General features: G+C 59.6%; 11 protein-coding genes and 2 tRNA genes. 4 read left to right on the top strand and 9 right to left on the bottom strand.

All coding sequences use genetic code 11. The features are described 5' to 3' along the window. A partial coding sequence (locus AC2FLZ_RS09885) for a DUF2147 domain-containing protein (protein ID WP_496882134.1) occupies window positions 1-293 on the top strand: 293 nt, incomplete at its 5' end. 3 nt (window positions 294-296) lie between these two features. On the opposite strand, the gene hisH is transcribed toward AC2FLZ_RS09885, so the two are convergent. Further along, window positions 297-935, bottom strand: coding sequence for an imidazole glycerol phosphate synthase subunit HisH (gene hisH, locus AC2FLZ_RS09880; RefSeq protein WP_480493787.1), 639 nt, complete (start codon window positions 933-935; stop codon window positions 297-299). Continuing rightward, window positions 936-1,523, bottom strand: coding sequence for an imidazoleglycerol-phosphate dehydratase HisB (gene hisB, locus AC2FLZ_RS09875; RefSeq protein ID WP_480554066.1), 588 nt, complete (start codon window positions 1,521-1,523; stop codon window positions 936-938). Between the two features lie 154 nt (window positions 1,524-1,677). Between hisB and AC2FLZ_RS09870 the strand changes: the two genes are divergently transcribed. Next, window positions 1,678-1,917 carry an Lrp/AsnC family transcriptional regulator gene (locus AC2FLZ_RS09870; protein ID WP_480482339.1) on the top strand — a complete coding sequence of 80 codons (240 nt, stop codon included), beginning with the start codon at window positions 1,678-1,680 and terminating at the stop codon, window positions 1,915-1,917. On the opposite strand, the gene AC2FLZ_RS09865 is transcribed toward AC2FLZ_RS09870, so the two are convergent. The 3 genes from AC2FLZ_RS09865 to AC2FLZ_RS09855 form a co-directional block, all read right to left on the bottom strand. Beyond that, window positions 1,914-2,774 (bottom strand): GNAT family N-acetyltransferase, encoded by an 861-nt coding sequence (locus AC2FLZ_RS09865; RefSeq protein WP_480624578.1) that lies wholly within the window; start codon window positions 2,772-2,774, stop codon window positions 1,914-1,916. The genes AC2FLZ_RS09870 and AC2FLZ_RS09865 overlap by 4 nt on opposite strands. Window positions 2,775-2,855: 81 nt before the next feature. Further along, window positions 2,856-2,930: transfer RNA gene (locus AC2FLZ_RS09860), tRNA-Gly, on the bottom strand. 33 nt (window positions 2,931-2,963) lie between these two features. Further along, window positions 2,964-3,038 (bottom strand) — tRNA-Gly (locus AC2FLZ_RS09855). Between the two features lie 150 nt (window positions 3,039-3,188). Between AC2FLZ_RS09855 and AC2FLZ_RS09850 the strand changes: the two genes are divergently transcribed. Beyond that, complete coding sequence (locus AC2FLZ_RS09850) at window positions 3,189-3,341, top strand: hypothetical protein (RefSeq protein WP_480475907.1); 153 nt, start codon at window positions 3,189-3,191, stop codon at window positions 3,339-3,341. 15 nt (window positions 3,342-3,356) lie between these two features. Here AC2FLZ_RS09850 and AC2FLZ_RS09845 read toward each other — a convergent pair whose 3' ends face one another. The 4 genes from AC2FLZ_RS09845 to AC2FLZ_RS09830 all read right to left on the bottom strand — a co-directional run bounded on the left by AC2FLZ_RS09845 (window position 3,357) and on the right by AC2FLZ_RS09830 (window position 10,374). After that, on the bottom strand, window positions 3,357-3,740 hold the full coding sequence (locus AC2FLZ_RS09845; RefSeq protein WP_480493790.1) for an MAPEG family protein: 384 nt from the start codon (window positions 3,738-3,740) through the stop codon (window positions 3,357-3,359). Between the two features lie 78 nt (window positions 3,741-3,818). Continuing rightward, window positions 3,819-7,256 carry a pyruvate carboxylase gene (locus tag AC2FLZ_RS09840; protein WP_496882133.1) on the bottom strand — a complete coding sequence of 1,146 codons (3,438 nt, stop codon included), beginning with the start codon at window positions 7,254-7,256 and terminating at the stop codon, window positions 3,819-3,821. Between the two features lie 154 nt (window positions 7,257-7,410). Next, complete coding sequence (locus tag AC2FLZ_RS09835) at window positions 7,411-8,538, bottom strand: alpha-hydroxy acid oxidase (RefSeq protein WP_496882132.1); 1,128 nt, start codon at window positions 8,536-8,538, stop codon at window positions 7,411-7,413. A 39-nt stretch (window positions 8,539-8,577) separates the two neighbouring features. Continuing rightward, the gene (locus AC2FLZ_RS09830) at window positions 8,578-10,374 is read right to left on the bottom strand and encodes a sensor domain-containing diguanylate cyclase (RefSeq protein ID WP_496809121.1); all 1,797 of its coding nucleotides are present in this window, start codon (window positions 10,372-10,374) and stop codon (window positions 8,578-8,580) included. A 159-nt stretch (window positions 10,375-10,533) separates the two neighbouring features. Between AC2FLZ_RS09830 and AC2FLZ_RS09825 the strand changes: the two genes are divergently transcribed. Continuing rightward, window positions 10,534-12,930: an ATP-dependent helicase gene (locus AC2FLZ_RS09825; RefSeq protein WP_480554070.1), complete on the top strand. Its 2,397-nt coding sequence runs from the start codon at window positions 10,534-10,536 to the stop codon at window positions 12,928-12,930. Window position 12,931: the final 1 nt, after the last annotated feature.

Below are 12,931 nucleotides of genomic sequence, written 5' to 3'. Positions count from 1 at the left end.
ATCTGCATGTGACGATTTCCGAATGCGGCAGTGCGATCTGCGGCACCATCGACAGCGCTTTCGACGCGGATGGCAACCAGCAGCTGGAATATGAGAACCTTGGCAAAAAGATCATCTGGGACATGGTTCCCGAAGGGGGCGGCAGCTATGACAGTGGTAAAATCTGGGCCCCCGACCGGGACAAAACCTACAACTCGAAGATGTCACTGGACGGCCAGAACAAGCTGACCGTCAAGGGATGCGTGGCGGGCGGCCTGATCTGTCGCGGGCAAACCTGGACGCGGGTTCAGTAAGCCTCAGGGCTTCCAGGTCAGGAAGTTGCCCAGCATGCGCAGGCCAACATCCTGGCTTTTCTCGGGGTGAAACTGCATCCCAACCATCGTGTCGCGGCCAATCACGGCCGTGACGTCCTGCCCATATTCCACATAAGCCAACCGCTGCGCCGGGTTGCTTACACGGAAGTGGTAGGAATGGACGAAATAGGTGTGATCGCCTGATTTCACCCCGGCAAAGATCGGGTGATCGCTTTCCAGAACCAGATCGTTCCAGCCCATATGCGGCACTTTCAGCGCGGCATCTGACGGTTCGATCCGAACAACATCACCTGCCACCCAGCCCAGACCATCGGTCTCTGTGTATTCATGGCCTTTGGTTGCCATCAGCTGCATACCAACACAGATACCCAGAAACGGACGGCCCTTCTGTTCGACCGCTTCGACCATCGCGTCATAAATACCCTTATGGCCGCGCAGCTCGGCGGCACAGGCCGGGAAAGCGCCATCTCCGGGCAGAACCAGTCGGTCCGCACGCGCAACCACATCCGCGTCAGAGGTGACGACAACGTCACCAGCGCCGACCTCTTGCGCCATGCGCTGAAACGCCTTTTCCGCTGAATGCAGATTGCCGCTTTCATAGTCGATGATGGCTGTCAGCATTTACAGCGCGCCCTTGGTCGACGGAATCGCATCCGCCTTGCGCGGATCGGTCTCAACCGCATCACGCAACGCGCGCGCGACAGCCTTGAACGCAGCCTCGGCGATGTGGTGGCTGTTGAAGCCGTGCAACTGGTCAATATGCAGGGTAATGCCGCCATGGGTGCTGAGCGCCTGAAAAAACTCGCGCACCAGTTCCGTGTCGAACGTACCGATCTTTTGCGTCGGCAGATCGACAGTCCACATCAGGAACGGACGGCCCGACAGGTCCAGCGCACAGCGCACCTGAGCGTCATCCATCGGTAGATGGCATTCGCCATAGCGCCGGATGCCCTTCTTGTCGCCCAGGGCCTGTGTCAAAGCCTGACCCAGGGCGATGCCGGTATCCTCGACCGTGTGGTGATCGTCGATGTGATAGTCACCCTTGGCGCGGATTGTCATATCAATCAACGAGTGGCGCGCCAGCTGGTCCAGCATATGGTCAAAGAACCCGACGCCGGTCTGATTGTCATAGGTGCCGGTGCCATCCAGATTGACCTCGACCGAAATTTCGGTTTCGGCGGTCTTGCGGCTGATCGAAGCGGTGCGCATGGGCGAATTCCTTTTGCTACAGGCGCGCTTATAGACGGGGTGGGGCCGGTTGATCCAGACCATGCGTTGCAATCGCTGCAAACTGTTGCAAGGGATTGCACCCGGCCCGGCACCATGTCAGCTTGCAGACAACACGAACCAACAGGGCCACGCCATGTCCACCTGCGTATTCATCCAGATCCGCTGCAAACCCGGCACCACCTACAAGGTCGCCGAGGAAATCGCGCTGCGCGAAATACACTCAGAGCTTTATTCCACTAGTGGTGAGTTTGATCTGATGCTCAAGCTCTACATCCCCGAAACCGAGGATGTAGGCCATTTCATCAACGAACACCTGCTGGTGATTCCCAATATCGAACGCTCGCTGACGACGATGACGTTCAAGGCGTTTTAACCCAACTCAAACGTTGTCACGCCATAGATGCGGGTCAGGTCGATATCCGGTTGATCGCCGGAATACATCCGGGCGGTTTCGAACACTTTCGTAAGACCCAGCTTGTCGGCCAGTGCAAAGGCGGCGTTGTTGGGTTGTGGCATGTCGATGAACACCTCTTGCCCACTTTGATCTTCGGGCAGAGCTTTTAATACGCTTGCAAGCAGTGCTTCGGCAATGTCGGCGCGGTCCGCAAACAGCGGCCCGACCTTGTATCCGGTCCGACAGGGGCGCAACGTGGCATAGCCTTTGATCTGCCCGTCTTCGGTAAACACGCGGGACACATGGCCGCTTGCGCTCAGCCAACCATGCAGGAACGCATCGCGCCGGGCGGGGAAAAGCTGACGATCATAGTCCCTTAACGCATCTGAAACGGTGCTCAGCACATCAACACCAGCGGTCGGTGCCAGCGCGCCTAGGATATCTGCAACCCGCCCTGAAAAGCGGTAGTTGTTATAGGCAAAGGTGAACCCGGATTTCCGGTAGTTGTCCTGCTGCTCGACCACGCCATCCAGACCCATGTTGCGCCCGGCACAGTGGGCCAGCGCGTGCTGCGCAATCTCAAGCCCGTGGCCATGGTGTCTGTATTCTGGCTTGACGATGTAGAAACCCAAAAAGGCAAAATCATCGTCGTAGTTCACCGCCGAGACAGACGCGATCAATTCGCCATCCAGAAAACCTCCCAAGAACCCATCGGGATCAGTTGTACGAAAGCACTCGGCATCGTGACGACCCGGATTCCACCCCTCGCGCCCGGCCCAATCCACAGCCTCCTGCAACTCATCAGCGGACAAGGGGCGGATAACATAATCAGACATGCGAACATCCCGTGTTGCGAATTGCATTCAGAATGCCGCAACCGGGGCAGAAGAACCAGCATGTTTGGAAGGTTTGGTATCTGGAGCGGGCGAGGCGATTCGAACGCCCGACCCTAACCTTGGCAAGGTTATGCTCTACCCCTGAGCTACGCCCGCATCAGATACATATGTGGTCCGAAGACCTCTCAATGGAGCGGGCGAGGCGATTCGAACGCCCGACCCTAACCTTGGCAAGGTTATGCTCTACCCCTGAGCTACGCCCGCGCCGTTGAGTGAGGAGGGATGTATAAATTCCCACGCGGGGCTGCAAGCGGAAAAACACAAAAAGCGGGAAAAATCTTTTCGACGGAATCCGGCCCGTGATCCGTTCAACCCGTAATGCAAATCAGTAAAACACAGGCAGGAGGTGCCGTCATGATATCCGTTGCAGACCTGAAGATCGTGACACTTGCCGCGATGATTCTGATCGGCGCTGCCATCCTGAAGCCGGACCTGCATGAACATGATCAGTTCACACCGGTTCTGCTGGGTGCACCGCAGATCGAAACAACCGTTCTGGCAGGGTAACACCCGCCAGACGGCCTAAAGCGCCAGAATCAGGTTTGCGAAAGCCGCCCCCAGAATGGCGAGGAACGTCAGGCTCATGCCGGCCTGCCGCAGGATGACGATCTGCGGCGTTCGCCCAAATCCGTACGCATGCAAAAGACGCCCGGCCAGCAACATCAGCCCCAGCAGATGGACCAATATTCCGGCCGCGCCCTGAAGCTCAACCATGGCAATCAGCAGCAGGGAAATCGGGGCGTATTCGGCGCAGTTCGAGTGTGTCCGTATCGCCTTGATCATCAGCTTGCTGCCACCATCCCCGACCGAGATCTTATCGCTGCGTCGTTGCAGGATCACTTTGACGCTGAGTGCGACGTAGAGAATTGCGATCAGGGCCGCATAGATCGGGGTGATTGCAAGCATAATGGGTCTCCGCTCAATCATAGAAAAAGGCCGTGCGGTCTCCCGCACGGCCTGATGAACATTAGATTGTTTTATGGCTTATTCCAGTTCGATCAGAAGGTCCTTTGCGTCAATCTGGCCGCCGGGCTGGATATGCACGGCTTTGACCGTCGCATCACGCTCGGCATGGATACCGGTTTCCATCTTCATTGCCTCGATGGTCAGCAGCATGTCGCCTTCCTTGACCTGCTGGCCTGCGGTGACGGTAACAGTGGCCACAACACCCGGCATCGGCGCACCGACATGATCGGGGTTGCCGACCTCGGCCTTGGGGCGCGCCTGTGTGGTTGATGTGACCATCCGGTTCGGCACCCGGATCACACGCGGCTGGCCGTTGAGTTCGAAGAAAACCTTGACCTCACCTTTTTCATCCGTCTCGCCGATGGCCTGACACCGGATTTCCAGCGTCTTGCCGGGGTCGATCTCGGCCGTGATCTCTTCGCCGGGTTCCATGCCGTAAAAGAAGGTGCGCGTGGGAAGGGTGCGGACCGGGCCGTAAATCCGGTGACGGCCCATGTAATCCAGAAACACCTTGGGATACATCAGGTACCCGTTCAGGTCCTCGTCATCGACCTCTTTGCCTTCCAACTGCTTGGACAACTCAGCGCGGGTGGCTTCAAGATCGACGGCAGGCACGTCCTTGCCGGGGCGCTGGGTGTTGGGGGCCTCGTCCTTCAGCACCTTCTTGATGATGGTGTTCGGGAATCCTCCCGGAGGCTGACCCAGATTGCCGCGCATCATGTCGACGACCGAGTCGGGAAAGGCCACATCCGTCGCCGGATCCTCGACCTGCTCGCGGGTCAGGCCCTGACTGACCATCATCAGGGCCATGTCGCCAACAACTTTCGACGACGGCGTTACCTTTACGATATCGCCGAACATCTGGTTCACATCGGCGTACATCTGCGCGACCTCGTGCCAGCGCTCTTCCAGACCCAGGCTGCGCGCCTGCGCCTTGAGGTTGGTGAACTGACCGCCCGGCATCTCGTGCAGATACACCTCGGACGCCGGGGCCTGCAGGCTCGATTCGAAGGCCGCATATTGACCGCGCACGGCCTCGAAGTAATCGCTGATCTCGCGGATGGCCTTGATGTCCAGCCCGGTGTCACGGTCGGTATGGCGCAGCGCCTCGACCACGGTGCCCAGCGTCGCCTGGGACGTGTTGCCACTGAAGCTGTCCATTGCGCAATCCACCGCGTCCACACCCGCCTCAGAGGCGGCAAGGATGGTGGCGCTGGCGATGCCGGCCGTGTCATGGGTGTGGAAGTGGATCGGCAGTCCAACCTCTTCCTTCAGCGCCCGGATCAGAATCTTGGCCGAGGCCGGTTTCAACAGGCCCGCCATATCCTTCAGACCCAGAATATGCGCGCCTGCGTCGCGCAGTTCCTTGGCCATGCCGACATAGTATTTCAGGTTATATTTGGCGCGATCAGGATCCAGAATATCGCCGGTATAACAAACGGTGCCCTCGCAGATCTTGCCATTGTCGATAACAGCATCCATCGCAACACGCATGTTCTCGACCCAGTTTAGCGAGTCGAAGACGCGGAAGACATCAATGTTTTTCGATGCCTGGCGCACGAATTCCTGCACCACGTTGTCGGGGTAATTGGTGTAACCAACCCCGTTCGCACCCCGCAGCAGCATCTGCGTCATCAGGTTCGGCATTGCCTCACGCAGGTCGCGCAGACGCTGCCATGGGCATTCCTGCAGGAAGCGATAGGCCACGTCGAAGGTCGCACCGCCCCAGCACTCGACCGAGAACAGCTGCGGCAGGTTCGCGGCATAGGTTGGCGCCACCTTGATCATGTCGATCGACCGCATCCGGGTCGCCAGCAGCGACTGGTGTCCGTCGCGCATAGTGGTGTCGGTGATCAGCAGCTGCCGCTGCGCCTTCATCCAGTCGGCCACAGCCTGCGGGCCTTTCTGCTCCAGCAGGTTGCGCGTGCCCATCCGCGGCTCAGCCTTCGGCGCGGGGGGCTTGGCGACTTTCAGGTCGGCACGAGGTTCGGGGCGGCCCTTGGTTTCGGGATGACCATTCACCGTGATATCGGCGATATAGGTCAGAACCTTGGTGCCCCGGTCGCGGCGGCGCTTGAAGGCAAACAGATCCGGCGTCGTGTCGATGAACTTAGTGGTGTATTCATTCGACAGGAAGGTCGGGTGCTTCAGCAGGTTGATGACGAAATCGATATTGGTGCTGACGCCGCGAATACGGAACTCGCGCAGGGCGCGGTCCATCCGGCTGATCGCCTTCTCGGGTGTCGGCGCCCAGGCAGTGACCTTTGTCAGCAGCGAGTCGTAATACCGCGTAATCACCCCGCCCGCATAGGCCGTGCCGCCATCCAGACGAATGCCCATGCCCGTGGCCGAGCGGTAGGCGGTGATACGCCCGTAGTCGGGGATGAAGTTGTTCTGCGGGTCTTCTGTGGTGATCCGTGTCTGCAGCGCATGACCGTTCAGATGCACCTCTGCCTGACTGGTGGCACCGGTGGCTTCGGCCAGCGTTTTGCCTTCGGCGATCAGGATCTGCGCTTGAACGATATCGATGCCGGTGACCTCTTCGGTGACCGTGTGTTCGACCTGTACGCGCGGGTTTACCTCGATGAAGTAGAACTTGCCCGTCTCCATATCCATCAGGAACTCGACAGTGCCTGCGCATTCGTAATTCACATGGGCGCAGATCTTTCGGCCCAGTTCGCAAATCTCGGCGCGCTGATCTTCGCTCAGGTAAGGGGCAGGGGCACGTTCGACGACCTTCTGGTTCCGGCGCTGGACCGAGCAGTCGCGTTCGTACAGATGATAAATCTCACCATGCTTGTCGCCCAGGATCTGCACCTCGACATGGCGGGCACGGATGATCATCTTTTCCAGATAGCCTTCGCCATTGCCAAAGGCGGCCTCAGCCTCGCGGCGGCCTTCCAGAACCTTTTCTTCCAGCTCATCCTCCGACTGGATCGGGCGCATCCCGCGCCCGCCGCCGCCCCAGGACGCCTTGAGCATCAGCGGGTATCCGATCTCGGCGGCCTCCTTGCGGATCGCGTCCATGTCATCACCAAGGACCTCGGTGGCCGGAATGACAGGCACACCGGCCGCGATGGCCACGCGCCGCGCGCTGGCCTTGTCACCCAATGCGCGCATGGTCTCGGCCCGGGGGCCGATGAAGGTGATGCCGTTCTTGACGCAGGCATCCACGAAATCCGGGTTTTCGGACAGCAGGCCATAGCCCGGATGGATCGCATCCGCGCCGCAGTGTTTGGCCACGCGGATGATCTCGTCAATCGACAGATACGCCGCGACCGGACCCATGCCCTCGCCAATCTGATAGGCCTCGTCCGCCTTGAACCTGTGCAGGCCCAGTTTGTCTTCTTCAGCGTAAACAGCGACGGTGCGTTTGCCCATCTCGTTTGCTGCGCGCATGACGCGGATGGCAATCTCGCCGCGATTGGCGATCAGGATCTTGTTGAAGTCTGTCATATCAGGTCCCGGTCTTTGGTGTTTGGGCGTCTTATTGGGCGGAGAATACGCACAGGTACATCCGTTCTTCTGGGTAGAACCGGCATGTTATCGCTCGCAAACGCCCTTTGGCCTCGGCACACTTATAGGGATGCCGCGTTGCAGCATCAATAATTTAGCATTTCGTCTCAAACTGACATAAATCGGCCAGTCCCATCTGACCCATATTCGCGTGCAGATCCCGCCTCAGGATATCGATCACATGCGCGGGGCCTTTCGCGCCAAGTGCCGCAATACCGTACAAAAAAGCGCGCCCCAGCATGACGAAATTCGCGCCCAGCGACAGCGCGCGCAAGATATCCAGCCCGCCTTCGACACCGCTGTCGAATATCAGTGGCAGGCGGGTCGCGTTCCGGATCGCGGGAAGAACCTCGATGCTGGCCGGGGCTGCATCGAACTGTCGGCCCCCGTGATTCGACACCCACAGGGCGTCCACACCCACCTGTCCCAGCCTGTCCGCATCCTCGGGGCGTAGGATGCCTTTCACGACAAACGGCCCATCCCAATGATCGCGCAGCCATTTGACGTAATCCAGATCCGGAGAGGTTCGCAGCAGGTATCCGACATGGGCCGTCGGCGGCAGATCACCGGGGTCATCGATATACTTGTCCAGTGTGCGCATGTGAGGAACACCGCTGCGCAGCATGCCCAGCGCCCAGGCGGGCCTTTGAGCGATCTGCGCCAGCAGGCGCGGTGTCAGTTTCGGCGGCTGCCGCAGGCCCGAGCGTGTTTGCCGCTCCCTGCGCGAGGCGACAGGGACATCAGCGGTCAGAACCAGGGTTCGAAATCCCGCCCGGCGCGCCCGGTTCAGCATGTCCATGCGAATCTCGGGGTCCCTTGGCGGATACAACTGGAACCACGCGGTCTCGCCCAGATAGGGGGCCAGGTCTTCTGGGCTCTGACTGGCCACCGTCGACAGCGAATAGGGAATGCCTGCTTTGGCGGCGGCCTGTGCCAGCAACCGCTCCGCATCAGGCCAGACCAGACCGGACATCCCGATCGGCGCAATACCGAAGGGCAAAGGACAGGTGCCGCCCAAGATTTTCACTGACGTATCGAATTCAAGGTCCCCATGCAGGATCGAGGGGCTCAGACGGACATCATCCAGCGCCTTTCGATTGCGATGCCGCGTCGTTTCAATCCCGGTGCCACTGTCGATATATTCCCACACGAAGTGCGGCAGCCGACGGCGTGCGCGGCGTTTCAGATCGGGTATGCCGGGATAGGTACTGTGCAGGCCCATAAGGATTGATCCGGCCTGCGGGGCGATTCGGCAAGGTTTTCAAGCGGCTTCCGGCGATGGGCGTTTACCCGTTGCAGGAACGCGCCTTGCCTGCTCCAGCGCCCCGGCGGCGACGTGAACCTGATTGCGCCCCTTGTCCTTGGCGACATACAGCGCATCATCCGCGGCACGCATCAAATCCTGCGGCATGGTGCCGTGGGCGGGGTAATGCGCGACCCCGACCGAGATTGTGATACGGGGCAGGGCCTTTTCACCATAGCGGACAATGACCGCCTCGACCGACTGGCGCAACTGCTCGGCACGGGTCATGGCATCTTCGGGGCTGTTGTCGGGCAGGATCAGCATGAATTCCTCGCCGCCGATGCGGCAGGCGATCTCGTCCCGGTCGCAACCCTGTTCCAGCGCCGCGCCGACGGCACGCAACACCATGTCTCCGGCGTCATGACCGTGCGTGTCGTTGAATTTCTTGAAGTGGTCCACGTCCACGGCAATCAGGCTCAGCGCTGCGCCGGTCTGCTGGCTGCGGCTGATGGCCTTGCGCAATGTCTCGGTCATGTGGCGGCGGTTGAACAGCCCGGTCAGCGGGTCGCGCACCGACTGGTCATGCAGTTGATCGCGCATACGGACATTGGCGATTGCCATGCTGATCTGTTCGGCGCACAGCTGCGCCAGCTTGCGGCTTTTATGGAAACAGGCTTCACGCCCCTCAGCTGCACGCAGATGCAACAGACCAACGGTTTCCCCGTGGGCCAGAATGGGAAAACAGAAATAGGGCCGTCCGTCATGCGGTTCGGCATGTTCGCAGACAAAATCGATCTCTGAGGCACCGAACTCATAAGTCCGGCCGCGCCTCAAGCCCCAGCATCCTTCCGGATGGATATGAGATTTATGCGTTCCACCGTTCCAGCTGGCGCAGCCATCCAGCACATCGCGCGAGTTGGAATAGACGTACACGCTGCCCTCAGCCTCGGGCAGGATATGGGTCATAAAGCGGGCCACCATGTCGAAAAGCTCATCCAGTGAGCGGCTTGATTGCAACCACTCGTTCAACTCGCCCAGCAGGCGCACCTCGCGCGCCAGGCGAAGCTGCTCTCCCATCAGTTCGCGTTCTTTCACGGCCCGTTTGCGCAAATCACGCATCTGGCGGCGGTTGGTGCGGTGGACAATCAGGATGACAGTGGTCAGTGCCAGCAGCGCGACACCGCTAAGAAACACCAACGACCAACGCACACGGGTAATGAACAGGGTCCTGAGATCGGTGATGTCCGAATAGAACTCGATAGCGCCCAGGAATACGCCATCCACGGTGATCGGCGTATAGACTTCGGCCACATGGCGGCTGCCCGGGCCGGTTCGCTTAGCGGGGTCGTTGTCAAATGAATCAACCTCTGTCGCGGGCTTTTCTTCGTGGTTGTAGTAGACCCTTCCGGCGGCGACGACCGACTGGAAGTAGTGTTTTGTATTCACGGCCCCGATATCGTTTGCACGGGTCGACCAGAACACCTGACCGGATGCGTCAAACAGCTTGAACCGATAAATATCCGAGGTTTCGGGCAACAGCATCAGGAATTCCGCGTCATGCTCGTTCAACTCATGGAACCGAAACGTTGCATCCAGATTGTTCAGATGGCTTTCGACCTGACGGCTTAGCCGCATGGCGTCTTTTCGCAGGTCCGATTCCAACATGCGGTCTACAACCGGGGCTGGGGTCGCATAAATCCCCCATCCCGCTGCCGCTGTCAGCGCGATCAGAATCAAGGTCACACCCACAAGTTTCAGCCGTGACGACCCGCCCGCCAGTTCCGTCGCTTCCATCTGTTCCACTCCCGCAGCCATGGAACCAGCATCCGGGTCAGGACTTGACAGAGGGTTAACAGCCCTACAGGGCAGCGGCATCTTTGTTTAGAATTGAATGCAAAAAGACGTGAAAAATCCCCGCGAACAAGCCGTGAACAAACTCTTTCCCTCGGCGATCATCCGGCGTAGTTTGGGGGCATGAGCAGTTTTGACGAAATGGACGCCTTCGAAGGCGCATCCCTGTCGGCGCGGGCTATGGCCGTGCGCCCTTCGCCCTATCTGGATGATCTGAACCCGGCGCAACGTGACGCGGTCGAACGTCTGGACGGCCCGGTTCTGATGCTGGCCGGGGCGGGGACTGGCAAGACCAAGGCGCTGACGGCCCGGATTGCGCATCTGCTCAACACGGCGCGCGCGCGCCCGAACGAGATTCTGTCGGTGACCTTCACCAACAAGGCCGCGCGCGAGATGAAAGAACGAGTAGGCCGCTTGCTGGGCCAGCCAGCTGAAGGAATGCCATGGCTGGGCACCTTCCATTCCATATGCGTCAAACTGCTCCGCCGCCACGCGGAGCTGGTCGATCTGAAATCGAACTTCACGATTCTGGACAGCGACGACCAGCTGCGCCTGCTCAAGCAATTGGTTCGGGCCGCCAATATCGATGACAAACGCTGGCCGGCGCGGATGCTGGCGGGGATCATCGACGACTGGAAAAACCGTGCGCTGACGCCCGACAAGGTGCCTGTGGCGGATGCCGGGGCCTATAACAACAAGGGCATTGAGCTCTATGCTCAATACCAGACCCGCCTGCGCGAGCTGAATGCGGTGGATTTCGGCGACCTGCTGTTGCACATGGTCACGATTTTTCAGACCCATCCAGATGTTCTGGAACAATACCAGCGCTGGTTCCGCTACATCCTTGTGGATGAGTATCAGGATACCAACGTTGCCCAGTACCTGTGGTTGCGCCTGCTGGCCGGGGGGCACAAGAACATCTGCTGCGTGGGCGATGACGACCAGTCGATCTATGGCTGGCGCGGGGCCGAGGTGGGTAACATCCTGCGGTTTGAAAAGGACTTTCCCGGTGCCTACGTGGTGCGGCTGGAACAAAACTATCGCTCGACCCCACATATTCTGGCGGCGGCTTCCAACGTCATTCGGGGCAACGAAAGCCGTTTGGGTAAAGAGCTGTGGACCGATGCCAAAGACGGCCACAAGGTCAACCTGATCGGCCATTGGGATGGCGAGGAAGAGGCCCGCTGGATCGGTGAGGAAATCGACGCGATGCAGGGCGGGACGCGCGGTATCCGTCCGATGAACCTTGATGAGATGGCGATTCTCGTCCGTGCCTCGCACCAGATGCGCGCCTTCGAGGACCGGTTCCTGACCATCGGTCTGCCCTATAAGGTGATCGGCGGCCCGCGTTTCTACGAGCGGATGGAGATCCGCGATGCCATGGCTTATTTCCGACTGGTGACCAGCCCCGAGGATGATCTGGCGTTCGAGCGGATCGTGAATACGCCTAAACGCGGATTGGGCGACAAGGCGCAGCAGGCCATTCAGATTGTGGCGCGCGAGAACGGCGTGTCTCTGGTCGAAGGTGCCCGGATCGCAGTCGACAATGGGCTGATCAAGGGCAAGGGCGGCAAAGCGCTGCGCGAATTGATCGACGGGTTGGCCCGGTGGAATGCGATGACACGCGGTCCCCGGATTGAGGTCGATGATGACACTGTTATCGATGATGGGGTTTCGCCGATCCGATATGGCGCGCCCGAGCATACCCATATCGAACTGGCCCAGATCATTCTCGACGAATCCGGCTATACGGCCCATTGGCAGAACGACAAGACCCCCGAAGCGCCGGGGCGTCTGGAAAACCTCAAGGAACTGGTCAACCAACTGGACAATTTCGAAAACCTGCAAGGGTTTCTGGAACATGTCAGCCTGGTCATGGACAATGAGCAGGATGGTGACGGCGCTAAAGTCTCGATCATGACCCTGCACGCGGCCAAGGGGCTGGAGTTTCCCGTCGTTTTCCTGCCGGGGTGGGAAGACGGGCTGTTCCCCTCGCAGCGGTCGATGGACGAAACCGGCCTCAAAGGACTCGAGGAAGAACGCCGTCTGGCCTATGTCGGCATCACCCGCGCCGAAGAGGTTTGTACGATTTCCTTCGCCGCTAACCGGCGGGTATTCGGGCAATGGCAGAACTCGATGCCGTCACGGTTCATTGACGAGTTGCCCGAGGACCATGTCGAGGTGCTGACACCTCCGGGCCTTTATGGTGGCGGTCATCAGACGGCGGGCATAGAAACCCGCGCGGCCGAAGCCAACGTCTATAACTCGCCGGGCTGGAGACGGCTGCAGGCGCGGCAGGGCCAATATGGCATGTCGCAACCCCGCGAAAGCCGCAACACGGTGATCGACGCCACCGCACTGGCCAGTTTCACGCTGGGCGAGCGGGTGTTTCACCAGAAATTCGGTTATGGCGCGGTGATCGGGATCGAAGGTGACAAGGTCGAGGTCGATTTCGACAAGGCGGGCATCAAGAAAGTGGTCTCGCGTTTTCTGACCAACAAGGATGACGTCCCGTTCTGAG

This window comes from Ruegeria sp. YKSF131 (assembly GCF_059612645.1).
This window is presented reverse-complemented; position numbering and strand designations above follow the sequence as displayed.